At 38.5% G+C, this 25,751-nt stretch carries 34 protein-coding genes and 2 pseudogenes; 35 read left to right on the top strand and 1 reads right to left on the bottom strand.

The annotated features are described in order from the left end of the window. Window positions 1–102: 102 nt before the first annotated feature. Window positions 103–444 carry a bssS family protein gene (locus tag ArsFIN_RS12710; RefSeq protein ID WP_246067216.1) on the top strand — a complete coding sequence of 114 codons (342 nt, stop codon included), beginning with the start codon at window positions 103–105 and terminating at the stop codon, window positions 442–444. Window positions 445–990: 546 nt separating this feature from the next. Here ArsFIN_RS12710 and ArsFIN_RS12705 read toward each other — a convergent pair. Beyond that, window positions 991–1,404 carry a helix-turn-helix domain-containing protein gene (locus tag ArsFIN_RS12705; protein WP_026824111.1) on the bottom strand — a complete coding sequence of 138 codons (414 nt, stop codon included), beginning with the start codon at window positions 1,402–1,404 and terminating at the stop codon, window positions 991–993. A 77-nt stretch (window positions 1,405–1,481) separates the two neighbouring features. Here ArsFIN_RS12705 and ArsFIN_RS12700 point away from each other — a divergent pair, with 77 nt between their 5' ends. The 34 genes and pseudogenes from ArsFIN_RS12700 to ArsFIN_RS12545 all read left to right on the top strand — a co-directional run bounded on the left by ArsFIN_RS12700 (window position 1,482) and on the right by ArsFIN_RS12545 (window position 25,539). Then, complete coding sequence (locus ArsFIN_RS12700; protein WP_026824112.1) at window positions 1,482–1,664, top strand: Cro/CI family transcriptional regulator; 183 nt, start codon at window positions 1,482–1,484, stop codon at window positions 1,662–1,664. Between the two features lie 91 nt (window positions 1,665–1,755). Continuing rightward, entirely contained in the window at window positions 1,756–2,118 is a 363-nt protein-coding gene (locus ArsFIN_RS12695; RefSeq protein WP_135677788.1) for a CII family transcriptional regulator, read from the top strand. Window positions 2,119–2,194: 76 nt separating this feature from the next. Beyond that, window positions 2,195–2,368, top strand: a complete 174-nt coding sequence (locus tag ArsFIN_RS26405; protein WP_167876694.1) for a hypothetical protein — start codon at window positions 2,195–2,197, stop codon at window positions 2,366–2,368. Beyond that, on the top strand, window positions 2,343–3,182 hold the full coding sequence (locus ArsFIN_RS12690; protein WP_135677787.1) for a replication protein: 840 nt from the start codon (window positions 2,343–2,345) through the stop codon (window positions 3,180–3,182). Before ArsFIN_RS26405 ends, ArsFIN_RS12690 begins: the two co-directional genes overlap by 26 nt. Further along, the gene (locus ArsFIN_RS12685) at window positions 3,179–4,567 is read left to right on the top strand and encodes a replicative DNA helicase (protein ID WP_246067214.1); all 1,389 of its coding nucleotides are present in this window, start codon (window positions 3,179–3,181) and stop codon (window positions 4,565–4,567) included. The genes ArsFIN_RS12690 and ArsFIN_RS12685 overlap by 4 nt, the downstream gene beginning before the upstream one ends. 14 nt (window positions 4,568–4,581) lie before the next feature. Then, window positions 4,582–4,824, top strand: coding sequence for a DUF1187 family protein (locus ArsFIN_RS12680; protein ID WP_135677786.1), 243 nt, complete (start codon window positions 4,582–4,584; stop codon window positions 4,822–4,824). A 16-nt stretch (window positions 4,825–4,840) separates the two neighbouring features. Beyond that, window positions 4,841–5,278 (top strand): recombination protein NinB, encoded by a 438-nt coding sequence (locus ArsFIN_RS12675; RefSeq protein WP_135677785.1) that lies wholly within the window; start codon window positions 4,841–4,843, stop codon window positions 5,276–5,278. A 76-nt stretch (window positions 5,279–5,354) separates the two neighbouring features. Then, a complete protein-coding gene (locus ArsFIN_RS12670) occupies window positions 5,355–5,750 on the top strand; it encodes a hypothetical protein (protein ID WP_135677784.1) in 396 nt (131 codons plus the stop codon). A gap of 65 nt (window positions 5,751–5,815) precedes the next feature. Continuing rightward, window positions 5,816–6,289 carry a hypothetical protein gene (locus ArsFIN_RS12665; protein WP_135677783.1) on the top strand — a complete coding sequence of 158 codons (474 nt, stop codon included), beginning with the start codon at window positions 5,816–5,818 and terminating at the stop codon, window positions 6,287–6,289. A 67-nt stretch (window positions 6,290–6,356) separates the two neighbouring features. Next, window positions 6,357–6,848 carry an antiterminator Q family protein gene (locus ArsFIN_RS12660; protein ID WP_135677782.1) on the top strand — a complete coding sequence of 164 codons (492 nt, stop codon included), beginning with the start codon at window positions 6,357–6,359 and terminating at the stop codon, window positions 6,846–6,848. Between the two features lie 139 nt (window positions 6,849–6,987). Further along, window positions 6,988–7,254 carry a hypothetical protein gene (locus tag ArsFIN_RS12655; protein WP_135677781.1) on the top strand — a complete coding sequence of 89 codons (267 nt, stop codon included), beginning with the start codon at window positions 6,988–6,990 and terminating at the stop codon, window positions 7,252–7,254. Between the two features lie 271 nt (window positions 7,255–7,525). Beyond that, complete coding sequence (locus tag ArsFIN_RS12650; protein WP_338023283.1) at window positions 7,526–7,762, top strand: phage holin family protein; 237 nt, start codon at window positions 7,526–7,528, stop codon at window positions 7,760–7,762. Continuing rightward, the gene (locus ArsFIN_RS12645; RefSeq protein WP_135677780.1) at window positions 7,722–8,204 is read left to right on the top strand and encodes a lysozyme; all 483 of its coding nucleotides are present in this window, start codon (window positions 7,722–7,724) and stop codon (window positions 8,202–8,204) included. The genes ArsFIN_RS12650 and ArsFIN_RS12645 overlap by 41 nt, the downstream gene beginning before the upstream one ends. Then, window positions 8,174–8,623, top strand: coding sequence for a lysis protein (locus tag ArsFIN_RS12640; protein ID WP_167876693.1), 450 nt, complete (start codon window positions 8,174–8,176; stop codon window positions 8,621–8,623). The genes ArsFIN_RS12645 and ArsFIN_RS12640 overlap by 31 nt, the downstream gene beginning before the upstream one ends. Window positions 8,624–8,939: 316 nt before the next feature. After that, window positions 8,940–9,473, top strand: coding sequence for a KilA-N domain-containing protein (locus ArsFIN_RS12635; RefSeq protein ID WP_135677638.1), 534 nt, complete (start codon window positions 8,940–8,942; stop codon window positions 9,471–9,473). A 4-nt stretch (window positions 9,474–9,477) separates the two neighbouring features. Further along, the gene (locus ArsFIN_RS12630) at window positions 9,478–9,894 is read left to right on the top strand and encodes a hypothetical protein (RefSeq protein WP_135677778.1); all 417 of its coding nucleotides are present in this window, start codon (window positions 9,478–9,480) and stop codon (window positions 9,892–9,894) included. 14 nt (window positions 9,895–9,908) lie between these two features. Further along, a complete protein-coding gene (locus tag ArsFIN_RS12625; RefSeq protein WP_135677777.1) occupies window positions 9,909–10,112 on the top strand; it encodes a hypothetical protein in 204 nt (67 codons plus the stop codon). A gap of 18 nt (window positions 10,113–10,130) precedes the next feature. After that, entirely contained in the window at window positions 10,131–10,355 is a 225-nt protein-coding gene (locus ArsFIN_RS12620) for a DUF2560 family protein (protein ID WP_135677776.1), read from the top strand. Between the two features lie 92 nt (window positions 10,356–10,447). Next, window positions 10,448–10,939: a DNA-packaging protein gene (locus tag ArsFIN_RS12615; RefSeq protein WP_135677775.1), complete on the top strand. Its 492-nt coding sequence runs from the start codon at window positions 10,448–10,450 to the stop codon at window positions 10,937–10,939. Continuing rightward, window positions 10,914–12,422, top strand: a complete 1,509-nt coding sequence (locus tag ArsFIN_RS12610; protein ID WP_135677774.1) for a terminase large subunit — start codon at window positions 10,914–10,916, stop codon at window positions 12,420–12,422. The genes ArsFIN_RS12615 and ArsFIN_RS12610 overlap by 26 nt, the downstream gene beginning before the upstream one ends. After that, a complete protein-coding gene (locus tag ArsFIN_RS12605) occupies window positions 12,412–14,499 on the top strand; it encodes a portal protein (RefSeq protein ID WP_135677773.1) in 2,088 nt (695 codons plus the stop codon). Before ArsFIN_RS12610 ends, ArsFIN_RS12605 begins: the two co-directional genes overlap by 11 nt. 12 nt (window positions 14,500–14,511) lie before the next feature. After that, window positions 14,512–15,426: a scaffolding protein gene (locus ArsFIN_RS12600; RefSeq protein WP_135677772.1), complete on the top strand. Its 915-nt coding sequence runs from the start codon at window positions 14,512–14,514 to the stop codon at window positions 15,424–15,426. Further along, the gene (locus ArsFIN_RS12595) at window positions 15,426–16,715 is read left to right on the top strand and encodes a P22 phage major capsid protein family protein (RefSeq protein WP_135677771.1); all 1,290 of its coding nucleotides are present in this window, start codon (window positions 15,426–15,428) and stop codon (window positions 16,713–16,715) included. The genes ArsFIN_RS12600 and ArsFIN_RS12595 overlap by 1 nt, the downstream gene beginning before the upstream one ends. Window positions 16,716–16,769: 54 nt before the next feature. Further along, a complete protein-coding gene (locus ArsFIN_RS12590) occupies window positions 16,770–16,979 on the top strand; it encodes a hypothetical protein (RefSeq protein WP_135677770.1) in 210 nt (69 codons plus the stop codon). After that, window positions 16,957–17,454 (top strand): packaged DNA stabilization gp4 family protein, encoded by a 498-nt coding sequence (locus tag ArsFIN_RS12585; RefSeq protein ID WP_135677769.1) that lies wholly within the window; start codon window positions 16,957–16,959, stop codon window positions 17,452–17,454. The genes ArsFIN_RS12590 and ArsFIN_RS12585 overlap by 23 nt, the downstream gene beginning before the upstream one ends. Next, on the top strand, window positions 17,426–18,832 hold the full coding sequence (locus tag ArsFIN_RS12580; protein WP_135677768.1) for a packaged DNA stabilization protein: 1,407 nt from the start codon (window positions 17,426–17,428) through the stop codon (window positions 18,830–18,832). Before ArsFIN_RS12585 ends, ArsFIN_RS12580 begins: the two co-directional genes overlap by 29 nt. After that, a complete protein-coding gene (locus ArsFIN_RS12575) occupies window positions 18,832–19,482 on the top strand; it encodes a phage tail protein (protein ID WP_135677519.1) in 651 nt (216 codons plus the stop codon). Before ArsFIN_RS12580 ends, ArsFIN_RS12575 begins: the two co-directional genes overlap by 1 nt. Further along, a pseudogene (locus tag ArsFIN_RS12570) lies at window positions 19,475–19,942 on the top strand (DUF2824 family protein). Before ArsFIN_RS12575 ends, ArsFIN_RS12570 begins: the two are co-directional and overlap by 8 nt. After that, window positions 19,920–20,549 (top strand): DNA transfer protein, encoded by a 630-nt coding sequence (locus tag ArsFIN_RS12565; RefSeq protein WP_135677767.1) that lies wholly within the window; start codon window positions 19,920–19,922, stop codon window positions 20,547–20,549. The pseudogene ArsFIN_RS12570 and the gene ArsFIN_RS12565 overlap by 23 nt, the downstream one beginning before the upstream one ends. Window positions 20,550–20,561: 12 nt before the next feature. Next, the gene (locus ArsFIN_RS12560) at window positions 20,562–21,869 is read left to right on the top strand and encodes a phage DNA ejection protein (RefSeq protein WP_135677766.1); all 1,308 of its coding nucleotides are present in this window, start codon (window positions 20,562–20,564) and stop codon (window positions 21,867–21,869) included. Window positions 21,870–21,871: 2 nt separating this feature from the next. Further along, window positions 21,872–24,007 (top strand): hypothetical protein, encoded by a 2,136-nt coding sequence (locus ArsFIN_RS12555; protein ID WP_135677765.1) that lies wholly within the window; start codon window positions 21,872–21,874, stop codon window positions 24,005–24,007. A 57-nt stretch (window positions 24,008–24,064) separates the two neighbouring features. After that, window positions 24,065–24,409: pseudogene (locus ArsFIN_RS27525) on the top strand (phage head-binding domain-containing protein); the annotation flags it as partial. Window positions 24,410–24,841: 432 nt separating this feature from the next. Then, a complete protein-coding gene (locus tag ArsFIN_RS28840; RefSeq protein WP_407062033.1) occupies window positions 24,842–25,090 on the top strand; it encodes a gp53-like domain-containing protein in 249 nt (82 codons plus the stop codon). A gap of 2 nt (window positions 25,091–25,092) precedes the next feature. Further along, window positions 25,093–25,539 carry a tail fiber assembly protein gene (locus ArsFIN_RS12545; RefSeq protein WP_246067213.1) on the top strand — a complete coding sequence of 149 codons (447 nt, stop codon included), beginning with the start codon at window positions 25,093–25,095 and terminating at the stop codon, window positions 25,537–25,539. Window positions 25,540–25,751: the final 212 nt, after the last annotated feature.

Here is a 25,751-nt window from a genome sequence, read left to right as displayed (position 1 = left end):
CGACTGTATTTTTGTTATTTCACACACCCCAAAACCGACTGTTTGGGTGTTTTGTGGTTACGCTTTTTCAGCGAAAGAGTGTTAAAGAGCGGTACTGCTTAATTGCATTTAAATTTATTGCGCCTGTCTTTTCACCACATCAGGCTCGGTGGTATCCTTGCTGTTCTCTACAACAACAAAGAAGAAAAAATTATGTCTAAAAAAAATGATATTCCCACGTTTCCTATTGCTGGTTGGAAAATCGGTCCTTTACCAGGTTACGATGCGCTGGCGTTGAAATTTCAATTTCTTTCGTCGCCTATGCAGTCAATTAATGAAGCTCAGGAAACTCAGTTCTTTATTATTAATCCACAGATGGCTCGAACACTCATTGCTGATCTAACCAAACATATTGACACCTTGGAAAAGTCTGCCATTCAATCTCCTCAAGGAGATACCCACTAACTAAAAACACAGTACTAACCGCTTTTTGTTCAAAGCGCCTAAATTCATAGGTGCTTTTTACATTCGTCATATCTTAAATCCTCGGCTTAACTGTCGTCACTTGCCTTCATGTTCGTACGCCTCAGGCTGGCTACTTGGCAACGTCTGGCACAGTTTCAGATAACTCGTGGTATTGTCTGTCGTCTGCCTGTTGCAGTGAGTTGATGAATATAAATTTAAGTTATCTTAATGAAAAAGTCAACATTAAACTAAAGATAACTTAAATAATAAGGTAAAATTTTTAATATAAATTTATAACGTGATGATTTTTAGAATAATTGTTTTTTCAGCGATAAAAAGGATTGTTAAAAAAAGAGGAAGGTTAAAGCTGAGGAACTTCTTAGGAGAAAGGTGAGAGGGCAATAAAAAACCCTCGGGGTAGCATTCAGTTATTTGCTATCGTTTGGTGTGGTATTTTGTTGAGCTGGTTGTTGCTCATCTTTATCTCCTAAATGAACATGGTAAAATAACATTATTTACTTTATAAATATCAATCAATTATCATTCTCACGATGCTCTTTTTGACTTCTTCTCTTTTTCTTTCATTTCTTTATAGATTCGTTCAAGATTAGCCCGAGTCTCAGTAATCTCTTTCAGATAATTTTTTTGTTCATCTTCTGTTAATGCATTGAACATTTCTAGAAGATTTTCTTCTCTTTTGGTTAGCCTGCTATATTTATAAGTATCATTATCACATCTAATAGGTTTTTCTGAAGTTGTACCTCTAAGTATATACTCAGCAGTGCACATTAACGCATCTGCTAAAGACAGCAAGTTGTCTCCCTTTGGTTCAGTTTCTTCTTTCTCCCATTGGGAAATTGCAACGTGAGAAACCCCAACTCTTTTCCCAAGCTGTTTTTGAGTGAGCTCAAGCTCTTTACGGCGCAGTCTAATGCGTTCACCAATCGATTTCATTTCCATAATTAAGTAATCTTAATTCCTCTTGACTTAAGTTTCCTTTAAAATGATAATTAAAGTATTCTTTAATGGAGGTGTTAATGCTAAAAGATGAGGTCGTGAATTTTTTTGGTTCTCATCGAGAAATCGCATTGAAATTAATGATTTCTGATTCAGCTGTTTCTCAATGGAGAACAATTATTCCTGAAAGATCCGCTCTAAAATTGGAGCGCATCACTAAAGGAAAATTAAAATACAGAACTGAGTTTTATAGAAAAAAATAAAATTATTGCTCTTTAACAACTTGGCCTCCCTGAAATTGGGAGATTTATAAATTCCCAGCCCATCGGGAGGGATAACTATTATCTGAAACTTATGGAATTAAGTATAGACATGGAAACTACGATTACACGCAAATCAAATGCAAAAAACATTGAAGCTAGAATACGTAATGGCATTCAGGCACATTCAGCAATAAGAATTGCTCAGGCTATTGGCGTCAATCCATCTCAAATCACGAGATGGCAGTCAGAGGATGGGATAATTCCGAAGATGGCAAAACTGCTTGATTGCATTGGCTACGATTCACCGAAGCAGGATTTAGTCATAACAAATATCTCAGGTGAAGAGATACGCCAGCTGATAGATATGCTGGAGCATTTGAGATTGCCAAAAAAAGAAGCTCCAGAGTTAAAAAACAATGAAGCTTGTGAACATTTCAAGGAGCTTTGTATTTAATTAGAGATTTCAGGAAGTTTAATGAGAAGGGAAACGCCAAATTTCCCTTTTTTCTTTCAATTTCAGCGAGGTCATTATGGCAAAAAAACGCCGATTTATCAATAAAAACCATGAAGAAAAAGCTCATCCAGATAGTCCTGATGGGCTATTGGTTGCTGCATCAAAAAATAAAGATTTTGCCCGTCGGTTAGTATCAGAATTCAGGAAGTTACAAGGAGATAAAAATGGCTGCAACAGTCACCAGTCTTGATGATTACAGAGTTAAAAACGAAGTCAGGGAGAATGCCGTGGCTGAGATTGAAAATGGGTATACCAGAATAGCGAATGAGCTACTTGAAGCGATAGCAGGTGCTGATTTAACTGTCAGACAGATAAAAATCTTACTCACTATAGTCAGAAAAACTTATGGCTTCGGCAAAAAGCTTGATCGAATTACGAATACACAAATTGCAGAAATAACAGGTATACATCATACCCATGTTTGTAAAGCAAAGAATGAAATGATTTCAATGAATATCTTAATCTTGGAAAAGGGAAGAATAGGAATTAACAAAAAAATATCTGAGTGGAATTTTAATATTAGCCAAAATAGCAAAACATTAGCCAATTCAGCTAATGATAATAAATTAGCTAAGTCAGCTAATAAAAGTTTAGCCAAGTTAGCTAATGTTAGATTAGCTGAGTCAGCTAAACACAAAAGAAATCTTTTAAAGAAAAAAGAAAATACACCCCTTACCCCTCACGAGGGGAATGATGAGAAATTAATTTCTAACAATCGAAAAAACAAAATCCCCTATCAGGAAATCCTACAGGTTTACAACGAGACAGTAGGTGACAGATTACCCAATGCTGAATCACTGAACGACAAACGAAAACAGGCTATTGGTAAATTCTGGAAAGAACTCAAAAACCCTTCGGTTGATGCTGCCAGAAATTATTTTGAAGTATTTGTTGAAACCGCTAATCCTTGGTATTTCGGTGAAAATGACCGAGGCTGGCGAGCAAGTTTTGATTATCTGCTAAGACCTGACACAGTAACCAAAACGAGGGAGGGTGCGCTATGATAAATCAGGTTCCCAATAACTTACCTGCTGAACAAAGTGTTATCGGCGGCTTGCTGATAGACCCCATGAGCGACAATGCCTTGAAGGTGTTTTCACTGCTAAGCCCTGATGATTTTTATGCAACACACCACCGATTGATTTATGCAGAAATGCGCACGATGAGCCGGAAACATCAGGCAATCGATATTATCACGGTGGATGAAGCGTTGTCTAAATCAGGGATCGCTCAAAAAGCGGGTGGATTTGCCTATCTTGCTGAGATAGCCAAAAATATCCCGAGTGCCGCAAACATCGTCAGTTACGCAAAAAGTATCAAAGAGTGTGCGGCAGGGCGTTATACCGTTGAAAAAGCCATGGATATTCAAAAGTTATTTACTCAGCCTAGTGCGCTAGGGCTTGCTGACAAAATCGATATGGCGCAACGTCTGATTGATGAGGCAGCAAAGTTTAGCAAGGTTGGTCACAAAACAGGGTTGCGTCGGATTGATGACGTACTGGATGGCGTATTCACAGATATTTGTGACCGCCAGGACAACCCCGAGAAACACTGCGGACTCAAAACAGGCTTTAGGGACTTTGACGACTTACTGAAACCTAAGCAAATCGTTAATGGCTCGTTGTTCGTGGTTGGAGCACGCCCCAAGATGGGTAAAACCACCGTGTTGACTGAAATGGCGAAAAACGTTTCCAATCAAGGGAAAACAGTATTGTTATTTAGTATGGAAATGACCGATTGTCAGTTAGCCGAGCGAACATTAAGCCAACAATCCAATCTTAATTCAAATCGGTTTTATGAGAAGCTGGAAGAGCATGAATGGGATGAGTTATGTAGTGCGATTGGTCGACTCAAACAGTGCCCAAATATCTGGATTGATGATACGCCAGCGATGACTTTGCATCACATACAATCAGAATGTCGAAAAATAAAACGTAAAACAGGCGATATTGGGTTTATTGGCGTTGATTATTTAACATTGATGCAGACTGAAAAAGCTGACAGAAACGATTTAGCCTACGGAAATATCACCAAAGGGTTAAAAGTCTTGGCAAAAGAACTTAATACTGTTGTCGTGTTATTAACACAATTAAACCGAAGTTTAGAACAGCGCACCAACAAAAGACCCATGCCCAGTGACAGCCGTGATACGGGACAAATTGAGCAGGATTGCGATTATTGGTTAGGGATTCATCGAGAATCGGTTTATGACCCTGACGCAGATAAAACTCTAACAGAACTCATACTACGGTTAAATCGACATGGTAAAACAGGAACGGTTTACGTTGACCAGAAAGGACTAAGTATTTTCCCTGTTGACCAGCATGTAGCCGCAGCAAAAAGCCAACCACAAAAAGAACCTAAGCGCTATTCCGAGAAGAAATTCTAATCAGGACGCCCCCAATGAAATACCAAATTGAAGCAACCCTTGTTAAGGATGGTGGCGAGCCTGTGCATTGGTATCGCTTTAGCGACAAAGCACTATCAGAAAAAGATTGCCTGAAAATGTTATCCCAGCCGTCCATGTTCAAAATGCAATTTAGAGAGCTGGATTACTACTGGACTGTTGTCAGTGACAAGGCTGGAAAGCGTGGCAAATTGCCAAAAGTGTTAATAAAGAATTTCAGTTGTATAAAAATAAAATAATAGGCAGGAGGCGCATTTGGAAGACAAATTACTCTTCCACGAATCAACGAAACAATCCGTCTGGCAAACCTTAAAAGCTGTTCTCGCAACAAACCAACCGCATCAACTTATTATCAAGCCTTTCAAGCAGACTCGAAGCCTATCGCAAAATTCACTTTTTCATTTGTGGACATCTGAGATAAGCAAATATCTGTGTGCTAACAACGCTAACTTTACCGCAGAGCAAGTGAAGGAAATGTTGAAACATACATTCTTAGGTTATGAAGTTGTAGAGCGTATCGATGTGACCACACAGCAGCCAGAGCGCGTCAGAACGCTCAGGAGGACATCAAAACTTGATACGGGTGAGATGCATGTTTTTATGCAAAAAGTGGAATGCTGGGCGATTGGCATATGTTGTTTCGTGACGATACCGGAGAGTTCGGAGTATATGAAATTAAAACAAGAACAGTAAAATAATGAAAATTTTATAGATCTATAGAGTTTATTTTTTTAACCTGATTTATTATTTATTATTGGAGGATGCAAGAATGGCTATAATAGCTGATTTTAATTTTGACGATAAACATTCATTATCGGATTATAATTTAATCAATAATGAAGACTATCCATTAGACTATAAATTCGTGGGCAGCAAATTAATTCTTCAGAATACTTCACCCTTTAATACTTCTATGCTTATAGATTTAAAGGATAATATCCCTGAAGGGGAAAAAATTAAGGTATTAATTAAGTCTGCAAAAGGAAAAGCAACAATACTTAATAATGGTTTTGAAATAAATAATGAAAGCGAGAAAAATGCAGAAGGAACCGCATCTGTTTTTAAGGTAGACTCAGATAATACTTCTGTTATCTCTATTTTTATTAATTCTGGTGATGATGCTAATATCGAATTTACAGGATATAAAATAGAATACGATAAATAATTACCAAAATTGAAATAAATTATTGCCCCTCAAATGAGGGGTTTTTTATTGGAAAAATATAATAAATGGCACTAAAAAGGGATAAATACGATGCCGTGTTCTCTGAATTAGTTCGCGAAAGAACAAACTGGATATGTGATTATTGCGGACGACATTTTCAGCATGAACGCGCTAAGCTGCACTGCTCACACTTCAAATCAAGGCGACACAAAGCCACCCGTTATCACCCCTTAAATAGTTTTTCGCACTGTCAAGGCTGTCATCGTAAGTTAGGCGAAGACCCTTACGAGTTTACCGCGCATGCAGAAATTACCTACGGTGAGATGACCATTGCCAAAATAGCGATGCTAGCAAATACCCCTGTAAGGCTCAAGGTGGGTGAAATGGATGAAATCTACCGTCAAATGAAAAGTGAGCTAAAAAGAATGAAAACCATGCGACTTGATGGATTTATAGGGCGCATTGAGTTTTTCTTACCGGATTGGTATCAGGCAGGTATTACCTTTCGAATGGGCGAAGAAAAAGCCCACACACTTTAAACCACCATTAATATTCAACGCAGGGCATTGAAACCATGCCCCTATTCCTATTTTTGCCGGAGGGGAGATGAGAGCGGTTAAGTCACTGGAATTAACAAAAGCACAGTATGACTGGGTAAATGGTTGGCTTGAGTTATGGGGGGCTTGGGTAAGCTCAGGAGAGCTTGATAAATGGCAATTTAATATTATCTGGCGATTCATGCAAAAGGCTAAAGGGGAAGGTATACCTTCCAGGCCAATGTGTAACGATGATGAAGGATTGCTCATTTCTCAAGTGGTTGATGCTGTTATGCGTATTGATGAAAAAGCCTACCAGATCCTGTTAAGTTATTACGTTTATGGAAAATCAAAATTAAGCATAGCCACCTATTACCACAAAATAGCGAAACCCAGAAGGATGATGACCAGAGCGGGGGGACGGCGGAAAAGGCCATCACCAAGAACATGCAGAAGGGAGATTGATGACATTTTCAATGCCAGCCTGTATTTAATACACAATCGGCTATTAACTGTCATGAAAAATCAAAATACTGTTGCTAAAATGATTAATTATATCTAATTAAGTCTTGACTTTAATGGACAAATGGCCAATAATTTTAAGGTAAGCTGATACAGTTGTATAAAAATCATAGAGCCTCGCTTTTTGCGGGGTTTTTTCGTTTTGGTTCTGACTCAAACTGTAAAATGAGGTAATTACTATGTCATTTAGTATACATAATTCTTTTAATTCACCTGAGATTCCTCCAAAAAAGAAAAACATAGAGCAACAATATATATTAATATTGACATCCGGAGATTATGCTTTGGCTAGAGCTATTTTTGGTCGGAATGATAGATTTCTTTGGTTTGAGAATTCAAGAGGGATAATTTCTCGAAATAAATACAAAGCTTGGGCAGAATTGAATTCTCTTAGTCGTCGAACGATTTTCGATGAAAATGAGATCCAGAACTATGTAATTGATTAAAAAATATTACAGGCGATACTATCGTTACGGTGCTGAATCTATTTGTGTCAAAAAATAAGTAATTAACCTGAATTTATCCCATTAATCATATCAGGCTGCACGGTGAGGGGCATTACGCTATTTGGGCTATGTTACCCGTCCAAAAAGCTTGAATAAACTTTAAAAATAAGCCACTGCAATACTCAAAAAGGCAGCAATATAAACAAGTAAAGCGGCTGTCTCCCTTTTTTAATTTAAAGCAATGGAACCCTCAACGAGAGGGTATATGCGTATGTCTGAAAAATACTCAACACCGGCTGCCTATCTGTGGGGCATCATGACGACCATCGGTGGCGTTATAACAACGATTTTTGATTTTTTAACCCTTGACCAGTGGGTTGCGGTGATGGGTATCGGCTGCACGATAGGGACATTTTTTATCAACGTGTACTACCGCCGAAGGGAGTACAAACTCAAGGAGCGTCAGTATGAAAATACCGAAAAAAATATTGATGGCGACCGGTGGTAGTGCGTTGTTTCTAGCATCAAGTATGATAACCCATTTCGAAGGATTGAGACTTAATCCCTATTTCGATGGTGGCGGTGTGCTTTCTGTTTGCTACGGGCATACCGGCAACGATATTGCGCGTAATCGGGCGTACACCAAAGCGGAATGTGACAAGTGGCTTGATGACGATTTAAACGCGGTCAAGCGCTATGTTGACCCACTGATTAAAGTCAATATCAATACGTTGACCCAAGCAGCCCTTTACTCATTTGCCTACAACGTGGGTGGGGGGAATTTTGGGAAATCCACACTACTCAAAAAGCTCAACGCCGATGACCGAAAGGGCGCTTGTGATGAGATGAAGCGATGGGTTTATGTGAAAGGCGAAGTCTGGAAAGGACTAATGACCCGTCGAGAAATAGAGAGTGTAATATGTTATGGCGACCTTACGCATTTGTCGTAGCGATTATTGCTGCATTGGTTTTGTCACTCGTTTTCATCAACGCCCGTTATCAAAACGTCAAGCAAAACTATCAGACGCTAAAACAGCAATATCAAGCGCAAATTGAAACGGTAAAATTTCAACAGCAAAAAATTGATGCTTTACAGCAGCTCGATATTCAACAGACTGAGAAATTAAATAATGCCAAAAAGGAAATTGCTAAGCTGCATGATGCTGTGCGTACTGGCACTAAGCGGCTGCGCGTCAACGCCGTGTGTCGTGCATCCAAAACCACTACCGCCCAGAGCCGATATGATGAAGCCACCCCACAATTTAGCGAAGCAGCTCGACAAGATTATTTCCGTCTCAGAAATATGATGATTGAGAACGAAAAGCAAACAGAATATCTACAGCAGTACATCAAAACACAGTGTCAATAAAACCATTTAACTCATTGTTTTTATTACAAGAGGTCAAATTGACCACCTAGGTCATTTCAGGACTAAGCCCACTTTTATTTACAACCACCGCAGGACAATTTTGTCCCGCGATTAATACTTGAACAAATTTTTTAAATTATTAGGGACTCCTTAGCGACAAGGAGTCCTCTTATTTCAACGCGCACTCACCGCGCATCCAAATAAACCCGAGACAATTCACAAAATAGACCTCAGAGAACGTCAGTCAATCATGATGCGTTCGGGGTCTGTGCGTTCTGTGTGAGCTGAGGTCTCTTTTTTGAAAGGTTAGCATCATATGAAATACTCGGTTATTGATATCGAAAATATTCATGTTCGCAGCAATGAGCATGGGACTTATAACCTTAATGATTTGCACAAAGCAGCTATTGCAGGTGGTTTAGCCAAAAAATGGCAAGTACCGAGTCAATTCTTACAATCTGATGGAATTAAGGAATTTGTTGAAGAAGTGACCAGAGTGCTAAAAAACACTCTGGAACAAAATCAAATACTTACTGTATTTAATGGTGGAAATGAAAAGGGAACATGGTCTCATGAATTGATTGCATTAAGATATGCTGCCTGGTTGTCTCCTGCATTTGAAGTTAAAGTTTATCAAACATTTCGTGCGGCGATTCTCGGTCATTTAGATAAGTTTGCTCAGGCAAATCGATTAGAACTTCACTATCAAAATAAAAAAAGTAATGTAAGTAGTGCTGCAAAGATTATGAATCAATGGGGTCTTGGTGGAGAAAAGCATAAGCTTGAATCAGAAAGAGAAAGGTTGATCAAAGAAATGCAAATGACCATACCTGGACTGATAGAGGCTTAATTAAATGACTACACATGAATTCTTTTGCTGGCGAGTAGCCGAGGCTTATATGTATTACCTGATGGCAACGAATCGTCGCCCCGTCTACCGCTATGAAACGGGGGATATCGAAGTCAGTTGTCATTTTTTGATGCCTTTGCTCGATGGTTATCTCGGAGACAGAAAAACGACGGAATGGAGAGCTAAGTTTTATATGAAATTGATGACACCATTCAGCGAAAAAGCAGATCCACGAGCAATAATTTGCGCTGGCAAAGCTCCACAGTTAAATCGTCGTGGTATCAAGTATATGAACGCATTGCTTCATGAGTTTGGCAACATGGTCTCGGATATTGGTGTTAAAGATGATAGAGGAATGCTTATTTTTCCACCAGAAAGTGAATGGGCAAACCTGAAATTCAGCCATATCTCATTTGAATAACGTAGATCGTTAGCATGACTCCTGAACAATTCATCGAAACCAATGTCAAGGCCGAGTTAATCAAGCTCGGCTTTTCTACATCTATTGCCACCTTAGCCACCAGTGAAGCGATTAGCTATTACCGCAAACAGCCAGCGAGTAGAAGAGGCAAGATGCTAGCGGATTGTCTGAATCAGGCTAAACGATGGGCGAAGAGTGCAACTAAACATAAACATTAATTTGAAACAGGTGAAATGATGAAAGAAATTACCGCAGAACAACAAATGCGGCTTGATATTTTAAGGTTGGTATTACTTGATACAGCAGCAGCACAAATCACTATCGATTTTGTGAAAGACGAGAAGCTTAAATTTGAGATATTCAAGGAGTTATGGCACGAGTCCGGCGCAGAAAGTACGCCTGTTGCCCGTGCGCAAAAGTCAATTCAAAAAGGGAAAGAGGCTTTACTTCTTTTCCCGTAAATCTAGCGAGTAGATGATTGGTAATTATCACAATGAAGGTAGGTCAACTCAAATGTCATTATTTGAACTGCGAAGTAATTTAAGGAGTAAATATGGCAGCGCCAAAGGGAAATCGCTTTTGGGAAGCAAGAAGTAGCCACGGAAGAAAACCCGTTTTTGAAAATCCAGAGCAGCTATGGCAGGCCTGTTGTGAATATTTCGAATGGATAGAAAATAACCCGCTAAAAGAAGAAAAAGTATTTTCTTATCAGGGAGAGATAACACACACAAACATATCAAAAATGCGAGCAATGACGATAATGGGATTATGCTTATTTCTCGATATCGACAGAACAACATGGCTTGCATACAAAGCTAAGGAAGGCTTTTCCATCATCACTACACGAACAGAGGAAGTAATCTACGATCAGAAATTCTCTGGCGCAGCTGCTGATCTACTGAATGCAAACATTATTGCTCGTGATCTTGGATTGAAAGAACAATCGCAAGTAGAAGATGTCACTAAATATAAAGGTGATAGAGATAAACGTCGTTCTAGAATAAAAGAGTTATTTAACCGTGGAAGATCTGGATCTGATACTTGATAAATTAAGTGATGAAGAACAAATTGAATTGCTCAATTTACTTGAAGAAGATGAAGAATACAAAAGAACGCACCAATTATTTGAATATAATCCTTATGAAAAGCAACGTGAATTCATCGAAGCGGGAGATAAATTTACAGAGAGATGTTTTGTTGCCGGAAACCAATTAGGTAAATCCTTGACGGGTGGCGCTGAAGTTTCATTTCATTTCACTGGACGCTATCCTGGTACAAAAGGTTACCCTGATGATGGTGCATGGAAAGGTATATGGAAAGGTAAGATATTCAAGGAACCGGTTGTTTTTTGGATCGGTGGTGAAACCAATGAAACAGTCACTAAAACAACTCAGCGTATCTTATGTGGACGCATAGAAGAAAATAACGAACCAGGTTATGGACTCATTCCAAAAGAAGACATAATCAGTTGGAAAAAATCACCATTTTATCCAAATCTGGTAGATCATCTACTAATTAGGCATAGAAACAAAGACGGTATTGAAGATGGCATGTCTATTTGTTATTTCAAACCGTACTCTCAGGGTCGCGCAAGATGGCAAGGGGATACGGTACATGGTGTTTGGTTTGATGAAGAACCACCTTATGCAATCTATTCTGAAGGTCTTACTCGTACCAATAAGTATGGACAATTTTCTATTCTTACCTTTACTCCATTGATGGGGATGTCTGATGTGGTCACTAAGTTTCTCAAGAACCCATCAAAACATCAAAAAGTAGTCAACATGACTATTCACGATGCTGATCACTACACCGAAGAAGAAAAAGAAAAGATTATCGCTTCTTATCCTGAGCATGAGCGTGATGCTCGTGCAAAAGGCATCCCAACGATGGGAAGTGGTAGAATATTTCAAATACCAGAAGAATTAATTAAATGTCAGCCATTTGAGTGTCCAGAGCACTTCTACATTATCGATGGTCAAGATTTTGGTTGGAATCACCCTCAAGCTCATATTCAATTGTGGTGGGATAAAGACGAAGACGTTTTTTATCTGGCAAGAGTGTGGAAAAAATCAGAAAACACAGCTGTTCAAGCTTGGGGAGCTGTCAAATCTTGGGCTAATAAAATTCCAGTAGCTTGGCCACATGATGGTCATCAGCATGAGAAAGGCGGCGGTGAGCAATTAAAATTGCAGTATGTTGATGCTGGTTTTTTGATGCTAAAAGATCATGCGACATTCGCTGAAGGTGGAAATTCTGTCGAGTCAGGAATCAGTGAACTTCGTGACTTAATGCTTGAGGGACGATTTAAGGTATTCAATACATGTGAACCATTTTTTGAAGAGTTTCGTCTTTATCATCGAGATGAAAACGGGAAAATAGTTAAAACAAATGACGATATTCTAGATGCAGTCCGCTATGCATACATGATGCGACGTTTTGCGAAGATGTTACGTGAAATAAAAAAACCAAAACAGATAAAAATACCTGCGCCTATCCGGCCGGTAAGGAGAAATAATGGTCGATAAAAATGAGCGGCTAGAAAAAATACTGCGAAAATTCGACCTTGATTATAGTGCATCTGAAAAAGCAAGAAGAGAGGCAAGAAACGATCTGTTTTTTAGTCGTGTTAGTCAATGGGATGACTGGTTAGAAAGCTATGTCACTTTAGAATATCGAGGTCAATTCGATGTTGTACGCCCCATGGTGCGAAAACTTGTTGCTGAGATGCGAAAGAATCCAATCGAAGTAAAATATCGGCCAAAAGATACTGCTCCAGCAGATGCAGCAGATATTTTAATGGGTATGTATCGTACAGATATGCGAAATAACTGCTCAAAAATAGCTGTTAACGTAGCAGTGAGAGAACAAATAGAGTGCGGTTATGGCGCATGGCGTATTGTTACTGACTATGAAGACGAAAATCCAACAAGCAATAATCAGGTTATTCGCAGAGTTCCACTTCACGAATCATGCACGCATGTTATATGGGATTGTAATTCAAAAGAAATAGATAAGTCTGATGCCAAAAACTGCACGATTATCCATGCTTTAAACACGGATGGATGGGAAGATTTCGCTGAAAAATATGGTATTGATAAAGATATTACTCCTTCCTTTCAATCACCAAACAATGATTTTTTATTTAGCTGGTCAAACGGAAAAACAGTTTACGTTGCAGAGTACTATGAAGTAGAAGAAAAAAAAGAGAAGGTTTTTGTTTATTACAATCCGATGGCCGGTGATTTACAAAGTTACTATGCAAGTGAAGTAAAAGAAAACATGGATCGCTTAGCGCAAGAAGGCGCTAACAAAGTAGGTGAGCGAACAGTAAAACGTTGTAGAGTATACAAGTCAATTATAACAAATACAGCAATATTGAAAGATAGAATTAAAATTGCGGGTGAACATATTCCGATTGTGCCTGTTTTCGGTGAATGGTCATTTTTTGATGACACTGAGTTATATGAAGGTGTTGTGCGTTTATCAAAAGACGCTCAACGTTTACGTAACTTTATACTATCCAAAGGTGCCGATACGGTTGCCAAATCACCGAAGAAAAAGCCCTTCTTTTATGCTGAGCAAATTGCAGGTTATGAAAGAATGTATAGCGGAGATGATGATTATCCGTATTACTTACTTAATAGAACTGATGAAAACAAGGGAGATCTTCCTCCTGGCCCTGTTTCATATATGGAAAATGCCGAGATATCACAAGCTGATGCTGGAATGTTAGAAGCAGCAACAACAGCAGCAAAAGAAACTGCAAGAGTAGGTGTTGATGTTGAAGCAGCCAATGGTCAAGTGGCATTTGACACTGTTAATCAACTCAACAGCAGAATTGATTTAGAGACCTATGTATTTCAAGATAATTTGGCTATCGCGATGCGTAGAGATGGTGAAATATATGCGTCAATAGCTAATGAAATTTATGATACACAACGAAAAGTGATCACAACATCCGAAGACGGAAATGAAAATAGCATTGATTTAATGACACAATCTGTTGATTTTAATCAAGGTAAAGTGGTTACTTTAAACGATATCCGTGGAAGATACGAAACTTACACTGATGTTGGCCCATCATTCCAATCGCAAAAAGATGCTGCAAGAGCAGAAATTGATGAGCTAATAACTAAAGTTCCTCCTGAGCATCCAATCTGGAACGTCATGATGCTTACTTACGCAAATATGATGGAGGGTAAGGGTGTTGAATATATTCGTGATTATGCTAACAAAGAACTGATCACTAGTGGATTGAAGAAGCCTGAAACTGATGAAGAAATGCAATGGTTAGCAGAAGCACAACAAGCATCACAAAATCAGCAAGATCCGTTAATGGAAGCAGCCATTGCTGAACAAATGAAAGCTCAAGCAGAGATAGCTAATGCTCAAAATAGAATGGCTGAAACACAAATAAAAGCATTTACTGCTGAACAGCAAGCAGCTGAATCACAAGCTAATGTCGTTTATAAACTTGCACAAGCAAAAAATATCGATGAAAAAGCAGTGATGGAAGCAATAGAGCTGTTGAGTAAGGTTGCGCAACAGCAACAAAGTAATATTCCTACCGGCAAATCAGCCGAGATTCCTCAAACCATGTAAGAGAGTTAAACCATGAGTGATACCACCGAAATTCAGCAACAAGTTGAAGATACTTCCCTGTCTGATAATCAGACAACATCATTAACAGACGAGACAGTCATTGATAAAACAAGTGACAATCATGAACAACATGATGGTTTCGATATTGTACTGAATAACGATGAGAAAAAACCGGAAAGTAAGCCAAATGAAAATGCAAAGTATGCTGCTCGTCGTGTTGCAAGAAAAAGGCAATACGAAATAGAACAACAAATGAAAGCAATAGAAAACGGTGAACTTCCTGAGCAATTACGTGTTAATCCTGAACTTCCCGATCAGCCTAAAATTGATGATTATTTATCTGATAATGCTTTAGAAAAGTATGATTATGATACTTATAAAGCACAGGCTGCGTATCAAGCGGCACTGCAAGATTGGCAAATGAAATCATTAGATGCCAGAAGTAAGGCAGTAGCAGATCAAGGAAGAAGAACACAGGAATACACCCAGCAAAGTCAAGAAATTGCTAAAGCTATGCGTGCTCACTATGATGCGGCTGATAAGCTTAATTTAGCCGATTTTCAGGAAAAAGAAGATGCAGCATTGCAGATATTACCACAAGGTGTTGATGCTGCTATTGCACAAAACTTTCCTGAAAAATCAGCTGCCATCATTTATTACCTCGGATCTAATCCAGATAAAGCACGTGAAATATTTAGCAAAAATCCAGTACAGGTCACTATCGAATTAACTCGACTAGCTGATCGTTTAACTCTCAAGCCACGCGGTAAGCAAATATCAAATGCACCTATGACGGACGAACCCCTAAGTGGTGATGTCACGGCAGCTAATATATCTAGTCTGCAAAAACAGATGGATGAAGCATCAAGTCAAGGTGATGTGGATACTTATCGAAAAATTAAGGCTAAATTGCAAGGAATAAGATAATGGCTTTAAATGAAGGTCAACTAATAACTTATGCTATTGATGAAGTCATTCAAACAATTGAAAACATGACACCAATGGCTCAGAAGGTAACAAAATGGCAGCCCGATGCAGCCTCATTGCAGCGTTCAAGTAACGAAGTCTGGTTACCGCTAGAACAAGAGGCACCGACACAAAAAGGTTGGGACTTAACAAACAAGCAAACAGGAATTTTAGAGCTGTCTGTTAAGTGTTCGTTAAATGAACCTGACAATGATTTCTTTGAATTACGGGCAGACGATTTACGTGATGAGCGTTCCTATCGCCGCAGAATAAATGCATCCGCAAAAAAATTAGCAAATAATGTTGAAGTCAGTATTGCTCGAGTCGCTACAGATATGGCTTCACTTGTAATAACAAGTAAAGAGCAGATTGGTAGTAAAGACTTCACTGGTTGGGATATGGTAGCCGATGCGGAAGAAACTATTTTTTCTCGTGAGTTAAATAGAAATGCAGGTTTATCCTATTTCTTTAATCCATTGGATTATAAACGGGCAGGGCATGATTTAACGAGTAAGGACTTTTACGGAAGAATACCCGAAGATGCCTATAAATCAGGATCCATTCAGCGTCAAGTTGCGGGTTTTAATGATGTTTTGCGCTCGCCTAAACTTCCAACAGTCAAAGCTTCAACGGCTACAGGCGTTACCGTTTCTGGTGCTCAAAAATTTAAACCTGAAGCCTGGAAACGATCGATTGATGGCGGTAAAGAGAATGTAGATAATCGCATTGCCTGGGTAACCGTCAGTGATGCGACTAAATTTAAACGTGGCGATAAGATTTCTTTTGCTGATGTTAAGTTTTTGGCACAAATGGCAAAAAATATTTTAACAAAAGAGGCCACTTTCACAGTTGTTTCTACGGATAAAAATAAAATTGCGATTGCTCCTAAGCCTATCGCTTTAGATGATGATAGTTTAAAACCCGAAGAAAAAGCCTATGCTAATGTCAATATTTCATTAGCAGATGGCACCGCAATTAATATTTTAAATATTAAAGATGCAACCGCAAATGTATTTTGGGCTGATGATTCTATTCGTCTTGTATCACAACCCATTCCGTTAAATCACGAAATATTTGCTGGATTAAAAGCGAGATCGTTTAGTATTGATAATGTGGGTATTAATGGGGTCATTGCTTTTAGTGGAAACATTAATAACTTGGCGGGTAAATGCCGTATTGCTTTATGGTATGAACCTTGTGCTATACGTCCTGAAGCCATTGGTATTGGTTTAGCAGGTCAAAAAGCATAAATGATTGATAAGGAAATAGGGAGCTTAGGCTCTCTTTTCTTTTGGAGTTAAATAATGAAAAAAATGCTTTATAAGTCAAATGGGGATGTTAATGTTTGGGGGATGATGTTGCAAACAATAATTGTCAATGCTGATGAAGTTGAAAAATATCTCTTTGATGGATGGCATTTAAATCCTAATGATACAAAAATATTGCCAGATCCAGAAAAGAAACAAAAAAAATATAATAGAAGGGTAAAAAATGCAGACAACAACGAAGGGTGATCTTGTCATTGCTGCATTAAGAAAAATTGGGGTTGTTTCAGATGCAACTTTAACAGACATCGAGCCACAATCACTTGAAGATGGCGTTGTTGATTTAGAAACAATGATAGTTGAGTGGTATGAAGATGGACAGGGAATTCACATAGGATATAAATTTTCACCAGATGATATACCTATAGATCAAGGCGAAGAGCACGGCATTAATAAAAATGCCATCAATGCGGTAATTTATAACTTGGCTACTCGTATTGCGCCCGATTATCAAATACAACCTTTAGATAAAGTAATTAATACTGCTAGCTATGGCAAAGAATTATTAATGCGTAATTGTTCAATTAAAAGAGCAAGAAAAGCAAGATCACATTATCCAAATGGTTTCCCTGTCGGATCAGGGAATAGGTTTGCTACCGCTAACGGATATCGATATTTTCATCGGATAAATAAAAATGCCAAAGATACAGATCCCAATTGCTAAAGGTCTCGGTAAAGATTTTAAGACAGCAGATTATATTGATGCGTTGCCTGTAAATATACTGGCTACACCTAAAGAGATTCTAAATGCTGCTGGTTACTTAAGATCATTCCCTGGCATTGAAAAAAAACAGGGAGTTAATGGTATATCACGTGGCGTTCAATTCAATACAAAAAATAACACTGTCTATCGAGTCTGTGGTAATAAGCTTTATCTTAATGGGAAAGAAATTGCTGACATTTTAGGTAATGACAGAGTTTCCATGTCACATTCTAGTAATAGTCAGGCGGTTTGTTTTGACGGTAAACTAAAGTTCTATCGATATGACGGTACAGAGAAAGCATTATCAAACTGGCCAAAGGATAAATACCCGCAATATGATTTAGGCGAAGTGATTGATGTTTGTCGAAATCGGGGGCGTTACATCTGGCTACAAAAAGGCGGTGAACGATTTGGGGTGACTGATCTGGAAGATGAATCTAAACCGGATAGATATCGCCCCTTCTATCGTGCCGAATCTCAGCCAGATGGGATAGTTTCAGTGGCATCATGGCGAGATATGCTTATTTGTTTTGGTTCTTCTACGATAGAATACTTTTCATTAACCGGTTCTTCTGATACTTCACAGCCTATTTATATTGCTCAACCAGCTTATATGATCCAGATAGGTATTGCGGGTCGTGATTGCCAATGCCGATATCAGGATAATTATGCCATTATCAGTCATCATTCTATTGGTCAGCCATCAGTTTATATCATAGGGTCAGGTGAGAAAAACAAAATATCCACCGCCACCATTGATAAAATAATGAGCCATTATTCTGCTGATGAATTATCTACATCAGTCATGGAGTCCATTAAATTTGATAACCATGAGTTATTAATTATTCACCTTCCAAAACATACGCTTTGCTTTGATGTTGCTGCAAATAATCAATGGTCAATACTTAAATCAGGATTTTATGATGACCCCTATCGTGCTATTGATTTTATGTTCTATGGGAATCAAATCACAGTGGGTGATAAGAAAGAAGGCGTTATTGGTCATTTAGTTTTCAATGCATCAAATCAATATGAACAACACGCTGAACATATTCTTTATACACCAATGATAAAAGCTGATAATGCAAGATTATTTGATTTTGAATTGGAAGCCTTAACGGGTGTTGCTCAGATTGCTGACAAGTTATTTCTCTCTGCAACAACAGATGGGATTAATTACGGTAGAGAACAACTAATAGAGCAAAACTCCCCTTTTCAGTATGACAAAAGAATTATCTGGCGACGTATTGGGCGAGTGAGAAAAAATATTGGCTTTAAAATCCGCATTATTACCAAATCACCGGTGACCTTATCCGATCTATCGCTAAGGATTGAATAATGGCTAATAAATCTTATGCTAACTCTGGTTTAGAAAATCCCATTAGTGTTCAAATTTCATCTGTCACTCCAGATATCTTACCTAAAAATTTCAGTGAGACTTACCGCAGGATAGTGTTAAGTGGTGCTGAGGATATAGGCAAAGTCGTTAACAGAGCCAACGACTCAGGATATGAGGCTTATGCTGCGCAACTTAAAAATGAAGAGCAAGATATTATCCTTGGGAATCACGAGGAAAGAATAACAAAAACTGAGGAGGGTTTGGCAAGTCTTGAGGTTCGGGTGCTTAATATTGAGAACGACGTTAACGGACTTAAAATAAAGATACAAGACTTGGATGGCAAAGTATCTGAAATTATCGTTGATTACGTCTCGTTGAGTCGAGTCAGTCAACAAAACTTATCATCACCCATTAACGTCAAAAACTCTTATTCTATTAACGGTACGAAAGTTATTGGACAACGTGTTATAGGATTTACTTCAGCTACGGGTACAGCATTAAAAGCCGATTTCAATGCTGATCAATCATTTTCCATCGGTGCTACATATAATCAATCTGAAATTCAAACTTTAGCTAATGCATTAATAGCATCACGTCAACGAATTAAAGCATTAGAAGATGCTTTACGTTCACATGGATTAATTGACTAATGGAAATAAAATTATCGAAAATATTGACCAGTTTTATCGATTTTTTCTGATAAATCTAAGATCGGTTATGCCATGGAAAATAACGGTGATTATCAGTTAAAAAATAATCAACTTTATGTCGGTGTTTATGAAGGTTTGCTACTTGTTGGTTTTTTTCAATTGAATTTATTCGCAACAAGTTAATTGAAATTCATCCTGTGTTTGATCCGGGTTTCCGTGGCAAATATGCTTTGAAAGCAACCCGATTTTTTTCAAAATGGTTGATGGATAATCTCAATTTTTCAACCGTTATTACTTATGTTAAAAAACGCCTTGGGGAAAAGTAATTTGCAAGTTAATGAACATGCGAAGAGTGGGTGTGATTGATAATGCCTTAACCGCTGGTGATCGGCAAATCAACATGACAATGTATCAAGTAACAAAAGAGGAATTAGAAGATGGGTGGAGGCGGTGGAGATAACGGTGCTAAAGAACAGGCCAGAGCATCACGTGAAGCAATTGACCTTCAAAGAGAGCAATGGAATCGTGTAATGCAAAATTTGGCACCGTATATGGGGGTTGGAGCACCAGCTTTAAGTCAATTGCAAAATTTAATCTCACCAGAAGGTCAAACACAAGCATTAAATAATTTTTACAACTCTCAACAATTTAACGATTTAGCCAGTCAAGCAAGATATCAGAGTTTGAATGCAGCAGAGGCAACTGGTGGTTTGGGATCAACAGCAATCGGTAATCAATTAGCTTCAATTGCACCAGCATTGGGTCAAAACTTTCTATCTAACCAGATGCAAAATTACGGTAATTTGGTCGGTATTGGAATGAATGCAGCAACAGGACAAGCTTCAGCAGGTCAAAATTACGCTAATAATGTTGGTCAATTATTACAGAATATCGGTGCAGCAAATGCAGCTTCGGCAAGTAGCCCTTCTGGATGGCAGAGAGCATTAGGTGGAGGATTTGGTGGTGCAATAGCTGGAGCGAAATTGGGCAGTGTTGTTCCTGGATTAGGAACAGGTCTTGGTGCCGCTATCGGTGGCGGGTTAGGCGCATTGGGTGGTTTATTTTAATCTGGAGTTTCTATGGCAACATTTCAATTGGCTGGTTTACCCAGTCTGCAAGTGGCCAATCAAACAGCGGGTGGACTAGGGTTACCAACAGTGCCTCAATATGCTGAAAAACCGAATACTGGGCTTATGATAGCTAATGGTATTGGAGGTTTAGTTGATGCTTTTCAAGCTGCCGATAAACAAAAATCAGAAGCAGATTTTATGAAATCATTTGGTCAAGCTTATGCGGCTAATGATCGTGATGCAATGAAGCAACTGGCAATAGCTCATCCTGAGCAAATAGAACGGATTCAAAAGGGTATGGGTTTTATTGATCAGAATAGAAATCAAGTTATTGGACAAGCAGCTATGGATCTACGTCTTGCTGCAAAGAGTGGTGATCAATCACTAATGTCATCATTACAAAAAAATGCACCGATATTAAATCAGATGGGATTATCGCCTGAAGAAGCGTTTTTATCCTTCAAACAAGATCCAAAACAATTTGATCAGATTACTGATTTAATTGGTATGCATGCATTGGGGCCAGAAAAATATTTTGATATTCAAGATAAAATAGAAGGCCGTGATATTGATAGAAATAAGCTTGCAGAAACAGAACGGAGTAATCGTGCAAGTGAAAGTTTAACTCAGCGAGGACAGAACATTTCTGCACAAAATGCTGCTTTAGATAGAGAAATAAAAAGAGCGGAGCTAGCCAGTAAATCTTTAGACAGACAGGCACAAAAAGAAACGGATGATCTTAGAAGACAGGAATTAGAGCAGAAAATAGAAGCGAATAAACAAAAACTAAATGAAGCAAAAGAGAAAAAAAATCAAACACAAACACAGGCTAAATTAGCTTTAGATAATGGCGTTCAACAACTAGATAGATTAGCTCAAGAAGCTAAAGCCATAAGAGATAATCCGAGCTTATGGAGAACGACAGGAGTTCCAGGTAGATTTTATAATTTTCCTGGCAGCGCAGCTGATGATATTGATGCACAACTTGAATCACTAAGATCACAAACGGGTTTTGCTGTTTTGCAGGCAATGCGAGATGCTTCAAAAACAGGAGGAGCTTTAGGTAATGTAAGTAATTTTGAAGTACAACAATTACAGGCTAATCTAGGTAACATTTCAGGAAAGCAATCAACTGAGGCAATGCGTAAAAATCTTAATAAAATAATAAATTATGCTGAAGGTGTTAAGAAAAGAGTTAGCGATGCATTTAAAAGAAATTATCCTGATTTTAAACCAGTAGAAACAACTGAAATTAATAATGTTGATAGTTCAAATATATCAGATGATGAGTTGTTAAATAAATATTTACCGAGGTAATCATGGCCATCAATGATTATTCAGAAGAACAGCTTTTTACTGCTTTAAGAAATGCTGATTCAGCGGGTGACACAAATGGTGCTCAACGAATTGCTGGATTAATTCAACAAAGGCGATCTACTCAAAATCAAGAGCTTAATCCAATTACTGAGGCTGGAAAAGGACTTCTGCAAACAGGTGTCAATGTAGCCAATATCATCCCTGAAATTGCGGATGCTTTCATGTCAGGTGCTTCATGGGCAGGTAATCAGTTAGGTATTGGTGATGGTACTTATACACCTACACAGCGATTAGCATTACCAGATAATTTAAAGCCACAAGATACGTATGCAAAATTGGGTGCTGAAATTGCCCCTTATCTTATTCCTGGTGTTGGAGCAGAAAGAACAGCAGCAGCATTAGGTTCTGTTGCTAACGCAGGAAGACTAGAGCGTGGTGCAACTAAATTAGCGGATATGGTGGCTGAGAATACAGTAGGAGCATTAGCACAGAATAGTCAGCGCGATAACGCCCAAAGTTTAGCGACTGATTTTGGTGTGGGTCTAGCGGGAAGTGGATTAGCCAGAGCTATTACGCCTATATTAGGGAAGGCTTATAATACACTTGTGCAACGTACAGTATCTCCGGCATCAAATGACATTAACACGGCAAATGATATTGTACAGCTAGCAAGATCTAAAGCTGGTCGCCAATCAATTGCAACTCAGGCTGCAAAAATAGATCCGGATATTGCTAAAGCAGCTGATGTTGCAGGTGTTGATATTAACGCTTTAACACCAGGTATGCGTTCAGGTAGTACAGGTATTGCACAAACTGAAGGTGTTCTATCTTCCACACCTGGTATTGCACAAGACGCCCAGATGAAAGCATTTGATGAAATAAAAAGTAAGTTGAATAAAAACTTAGAAGAATTAGGCGCTGAAGCTGGAACTGCATCAGAAAAAAGTGCAACGATTAAAGGAAGAGTTATATCAAATCTGGATGAGATGAGAGATGCAGAGTGGAAAGCATGGAATGATGTTAGATCTACGATGCCAAATCAGAAGATGAAAATGGCTAATGCTAATGCGGTTATTCAAGCAGAAAATTCTGCCGGCGTTCCTTTATCTCCTGAAATGAAGCAATTTGTTTCTGCTTATAAAAAAGGGGGTATTACATTTGATGGAATGAAAGCCTGGAGAGCTAAATTTGCTGATGCGGCAGAAAAATATAGCCGTAGAGGTGAAGCAAATGCGGCTAGACGTGCTGGAGAAGTTAGGCAAGCCATAACGCAAGATATGCAGAAAATGGCACAACAGGGTGGTTTTCTTGAAGACTGGACGAAAGCTAATGAGTTATCTAAAGCAAGAATAACTGCACAAAAAGATGCTGAAGCTATTTTTGGACGAGACTTATCAAATGATGTTCTAATCACAAAAGGTGTTTCTGCGTTACAAAGTTCATCAAAAAAAGGTTTAAAAGATTTTCACAAAATAATGAAATCTGTTCCAAAGGATGAATATGAACCAACGATCGCGTCGATCTTGCAGGATGCAGCATCACAGGGTGTTAGAGGTGGAAAATCAGAAGGGGCAGGGATTTCTCATATAGCAAGCATACTTACACCACAGAATATTAACGTGATTAGACAATATTCACCCGAACTTGGAAAACTAGCAGAATCTTATGGAATATTAGCAAAAGCTGCTTCAAAACCTTTAAAAAGCATTGAACATACGGGTAGATCTGTTCCGGCATTAAAAACCTTAAACGGAGAATTACCTAAAATATTACAGATTGTTTCTGATCCACTTAAAAATAAAGCCGTTGGTGCAATTGCGGGTTATGCAGGTGGAGGATTGGCAGGTTCAATATTAGGATCATTAGCTAGTTCAGTTCTGTATTCTGGACTTGCAAATTTAGCCAGCAAACGTAGTGGTAGATACGCAATTGAAAAAGCAATTCAAGAGGCAACAAAAGCCGTTAATGCTGGGGCAAGCAATGCAGCAATAAAAGCAGCAGAAAACCGTTTTCTTAAAAATAAATCCGTGATGAAAGTACTACGTGACACGTTGAGTAGTGAAGAGTTTCAGCAAATGGCAAGACTTGGATTTGTTGCAACGATAAGCGGCATGACAAAAAGTAACAACCACGAATAAACCTATCTAAATTCCATCATTTAATAAATAAACACCTAATTCCCATCTGGAGAAAAAATGTCAGATATTATACCTAATGTCGTTGTGAGTATGCCAAGTCAATTATTCACATTGAGAAGAAAATTTGCCGCAGTCAGTAATGGTAAGGTTTACATAGGTAAAATCGATATGGATCCAACCATACCCGATAACCAGATTCAGGTTTATATTGAAAATGAAGATGGTTCACATGTACCTGTTGCGCAACCTATTATTATTAATCAGGCTGGTTTTCCGGTTTATAACGGTCAGATATCCAAATTCGTCACAGTAGAAGGCCACTCAATGGCTCTCTATGATGCTTATGGGGCACAACAGTTCTATTTTCCAAATATATTAAAGTATAACCCTGATAGATTTAAAGAACAGGCGGAAAAGTATATTCAGTATATTGAAAAATTAAAGGGAACGATTAAACAAACGACAGGTGACTCAACAACCGATGTGATAAGCCAAAAAGCCTGTGACGACAATTATGCCAAGAAAGATTCCTGGGAAAAATTCACTGCTGGGCAGATAAATATAAAGAGTAACGGTAATTATACCAGCTTGACCCTTATCAAAGGTGATGGGAATAAACTGTTGCTCGAAACTGCCCCTGGCGATGCCTATTTCGTGTATAGAGATGCTAAAAATAAAAATAAAGCCGTCGTCACCATTCCATCAAATAAAAATGGCGCGCTGGCAATACAGGAAGATAACTATACTAAAACAGAAGTCGATGCAAAAATAAGTTCAGTAAAATGGATAGCGAATAAATCGGCAAATGGTTGGCTGAAAGATCCGAATACGGGCATGGTTATTCAATGGGGTAGCGTGCCTAGAAATGATAGTTCAAGAAAGTTATTTCCGATGGCTTTCCCAAATACCTTAGCCGGAATGGGATTAGCTAATTTCAATTCAAATTCTAATCTATCTCAAATGTATGCACCTAATATAATGAGTGCGGATAGAGTTGGATTTAACATGCGTCAGAGTAAAGTCACTGAGGGATCTAATGCTTCTCCATTCACTGATATGAGATGGATAGCAATAGGATGGTAATTATGAATTTAGTAAACGAAGAAACTTATTATTTTGGCCAGAGAGAATTAGCCTGGTTCGCCGCTTCAATGAAAAAGGATTATATCGAAGCGGGTAGCTGGGATGATAAAGCCAAAGCAGTCCCCTATAGCGTTTATCGTGAATTTGCGCTTTCGGAGGCCCCACTTGGTAAAATGCTAGGTAGTACTGATGATGGCTATCCCACTTGGATAGATATCCCTCCTAGACCAAAGAAAGAATTAATCGCGGATGCTGAGAATGAAAAAAGAGTGCTAATGCAGGAGGCAACTGACGTGATTATCCCCTTGCAAGATGCGGTTGATTTGGAGATGGCAACAGAGGACGAAATAACACAGCTCAGGAATTGGAAACTTTATCGATTAAATGTCTATCGTACTGATACCTCAACCGCCCCTGAGATTGATTGGCCGAAAAAACCATCCTGTTGAATGGAAAAAATTAATTTTCTGAGATATGGTTTAAGTCCTTGCACTCTGCAAGGGCTAAGAAAAGATTACATACGAAATCGGTTATCGAAGAAAAAAATTAATCGAACGATCGTGTTCAGTTCCCATAATGAATAAGCTTATTCTCGGGCTATAAACCCTAGGAAAAATCAGACTACATACACCTTGCCAAATCTAATCACTATTATTTTAAA

The sequence above is a fragment of the Arsenophonus nasoniae genome, from assembly GCF_004768525.1.
GTDB classification, from domain to species: domain Bacteria; phylum Pseudomonadota; class Gammaproteobacteria; order Enterobacterales; family Enterobacteriaceae; genus Arsenophonus; species Arsenophonus nasoniae.
This window is presented reverse-complemented; position numbering and strand designations above follow the sequence as displayed.

Coding starts and splice junctions, on each gene's coding strand:
- ArsFIN_RS12670 (WP_135677784.1), top strand. CDS start 5,355: ATGGCTATAATAGCTGATTTTAATTTTGACGATAAACATTCATTATCG.
- ArsFIN_RS12590 (WP_135677770.1), top strand. CDS start 16,770: ATGAAAAAAATGCTTTATAAGTCAAATGGGGATGTTAATGTTTGGGGG.
- ArsFIN_RS12595 (WP_135677771.1), top strand. CDS start 15,426: ATGGCTTTAAATGAAGGTCAACTAATAACTTATGCTATTGATGAAGTC.
- ArsFIN_RS12585 (WP_135677769.1), top strand. CDS start 16,957: ATGCAGACAACAACGAAGGGTGATCTTGTCATTGCTGCATTAAGAAAA.
- ArsFIN_RS12600 (WP_135677772.1), top strand. CDS start 14,512: ATGAGTGATACCACCGAAATTCAGCAACAAGTTGAAGATACTTCCCTG.
- ArsFIN_RS12680 (WP_135677786.1), top strand. CDS start 4,582: ATGAAATACCAAATTGAAGCAACCCTTGTTAAGGATGGTGGCGAGCCT.
- ArsFIN_RS12620 (WP_135677776.1), top strand. CDS start 10,131: ATGAAAGAAATTACCGCAGAACAACAAATGCGGCTTGATATTTTAAGG.
- ArsFIN_RS12655 (WP_135677781.1), top strand. CDS start 6,988: ATGTCATTTAGTATACATAATTCTTTTAATTCACCTGAGATTCCTCCA.
- ArsFIN_RS12560 (WP_135677766.1), top strand. CDS start 20,562: ATGGCAACATTTCAATTGGCTGGTTTACCCAGTCTGCAAGTGGCCAAT.
- ArsFIN_RS12630 (WP_135677778.1), top strand. CDS start 9,478: ATGACTACACATGAATTCTTTTGCTGGCGAGTAGCCGAGGCTTATATG.
- ArsFIN_RS12640 (WP_167876693.1), top strand. CDS start 8,174: ATGTTATGGCGACCTTACGCATTTGTCGTAGCGATTATTGCTGCATTG.
- ArsFIN_RS12660 (WP_135677782.1), top strand. CDS start 6,357: ATGAGAGCGGTTAAGTCACTGGAATTAACAAAAGCACAGTATGACTGG.
- ArsFIN_RS12690 (WP_135677787.1), top strand. CDS start 2,343: ATGGCTGCAACAGTCACCAGTCTTGATGATTACAGAGTTAAAAACGAA.
- ArsFIN_RS12695 (WP_135677788.1), top strand. CDS start 1,756: ATGGAATTAAGTATAGACATGGAAACTACGATTACACGCAAATCAAAT.
- ArsFIN_RS26405 (WP_167876694.1), top strand. CDS start 2,195: ATGGCAAAAAAACGCCGATTTATCAATAAAAACCATGAAGAAAAAGCT.
- ArsFIN_RS12615 (WP_135677775.1), top strand. CDS start 10,448: ATGGCAGCGCCAAAGGGAAATCGCTTTTGGGAAGCAAGAAGTAGCCAC.
- ArsFIN_RS28840 (WP_407062033.1), top strand. CDS start 24,842: ATGGTTATTCAATGGGGTAGCGTGCCTAGAAATGATAGTTCAAGAAAG.
- ArsFIN_RS12705 (WP_026824111.1), bottom strand. CDS start 1,404: ATGGAAATGAAATCGATTGGTGAACGCATTAGACTGCGCCGTAAAGAG.
- ArsFIN_RS12665 (WP_135677783.1), top strand. CDS start 5,816: ATGGCACTAAAAAGGGATAAATACGATGCCGTGTTCTCTGAATTAGTT.
- ArsFIN_RS12635 (WP_135677638.1), top strand. CDS start 8,940: ATGAAATACTCGGTTATTGATATCGAAAATATTCATGTTCGCAGCAAT.
- ArsFIN_RS12555 (WP_135677765.1), top strand. CDS start 21,872: ATGGCCATCAATGATTATTCAGAAGAACAGCTTTTTACTGCTTTAAGA.
- ArsFIN_RS12605 (WP_135677773.1), top strand. CDS start 12,412: ATGGTCGATAAAAATGAGCGGCTAGAAAAAATACTGCGAAAATTCGAC.
- ArsFIN_RS12650 (WP_338023283.1), top strand. CDS start 7,526: ATGTCTGAAAAATACTCAACACCGGCTGCCTATCTGTGGGGCATCATG.
- ArsFIN_RS12580 (WP_135677768.1), top strand. CDS start 17,426: ATGCCAAAGATACAGATCCCAATTGCTAAAGGTCTCGGTAAAGATTTT.
- ArsFIN_RS12575 (WP_135677519.1), top strand. CDS start 18,832: ATGGCTAATAAATCTTATGCTAACTCTGGTTTAGAAAATCCCATTAGT.
- ArsFIN_RS12685 (WP_246067214.1), top strand. CDS start 3,179: ATGATAAATCAGGTTCCCAATAACTTACCTGCTGAACAAAGTGTTATC.
- ArsFIN_RS12545 (WP_246067213.1), top strand. CDS start 25,093: ATGAATTTAGTAAACGAAGAAACTTATTATTTTGGCCAGAGAGAATTA.
- ArsFIN_RS12700 (WP_026824112.1), top strand. CDS start 1,482: ATGCTAAAAGATGAGGTCGTGAATTTTTTTGGTTCTCATCGAGAAATC.
- ArsFIN_RS12645 (WP_135677780.1), top strand. CDS start 7,722: ATGAAAATACCGAAAAAAATATTGATGGCGACCGGTGGTAGTGCGTTG.
- ArsFIN_RS12625 (WP_135677777.1), top strand. CDS start 9,909: ATGACTCCTGAACAATTCATCGAAACCAATGTCAAGGCCGAGTTAATC.
- ArsFIN_RS12565 (WP_135677767.1), top strand. CDS start 19,920: ATGGGTGGAGGCGGTGGAGATAACGGTGCTAAAGAACAGGCCAGAGCA.